The organism is Pseudomonas syringae group sp. J248-6, from assembly GCF_032586995.1.
Taxonomy (GTDB): domain Bacteria; phylum Pseudomonadota; class Gammaproteobacteria; order Pseudomonadales; family Pseudomonadaceae; genus Aquipseudomonas; species Aquipseudomonas amygdali.
Genome location: NZ_JAWHOP010000047.1, coordinates 1 through 883 on the forward strand (window position 1 = coordinate 1; position 883 = coordinate 883).

General features: G+C 53.0%; 1 pseudogene. It reads right to left on the reverse strand.

The window, feature by feature from the left end:
- A pseudogene (locus RYC17_RS26785) lies at positions 1–841 on the reverse strand (IS3 family transposase); the annotation flags it as partial.
- Positions 842–883: the final 42 nt, after the last annotated feature.

Genomic DNA, 883 nt, shown 5'->3' on the forward strand with positions numbered 1-883 from the left:
TTACCTGTTTCGCCTTTGTAGGAACGGTATTTCTTCACGCGTATCAGGCTCTTCAGGCCTAGCTGCCCCATTAGTTTCTGCACCGTCTTGTGGTTCACAAGATGGCCCGCCCTGCGCAAGACTGTCGTGATGCGACGATAGCCATACCGGCCCTTGTGCTCGTAGAACGTTGCCTGAATCAGGTCTTTCAGTCCTGCGTATTTGTCGTCTGCCAGCAGTACCTTTTGTTGATAGTAAAAAGTGCTGCGTGCCAGACCGGCACACTTCAGCAGCCCGTCCAGAGAATGCAAAGGCCTCAGTTCCGTTACGATTTGCGCTTTTTCTGCTGCGCTATTCGTTGCTTCTTCTGAACCAAGGCATCGAGCTTTTTTAGATAATCGACCTCCATCCGCAGTTGCTTCACCTCGGCAAGCAACTCGTCACGCGAACGCGATTCATCGTCGACTGGAGCGGAATTCACAGGGGGAAGGGTCGTCATCTTTCTTGGGCGTCCAGCTTTCTCAGGGGGCTTTGAGGAGGCGTTAAGAGCACCTTCGTCAAAAAGGCGCTGCCATCGATTGATGATGCCGAACTGACGGATATCGAACAAGGCCGCTGTCTGGCGCAGTGATAATCGCTCATCATGCATGCGCTTCAAAACAGCTAGCTTGAACTCGTCACTGTAACGCTGCCGCTTTTTCTCTTTAAGAGCCGCTGGGCCGTGGATCTGATAAGCCGCGACCCACTGACGAAGACAGGAAAAGTCCACATCGTGGCGATGCGCAACATCCCTCAACCCTGCCTTGCCGGCACAATATTCTTTCACGGCTGCGAGTTTTGCCTGCTCTGTATATTTACCCATGACGCCTCCAAAGGTTGCGTCCAACCTTCGGGGGTCATACCA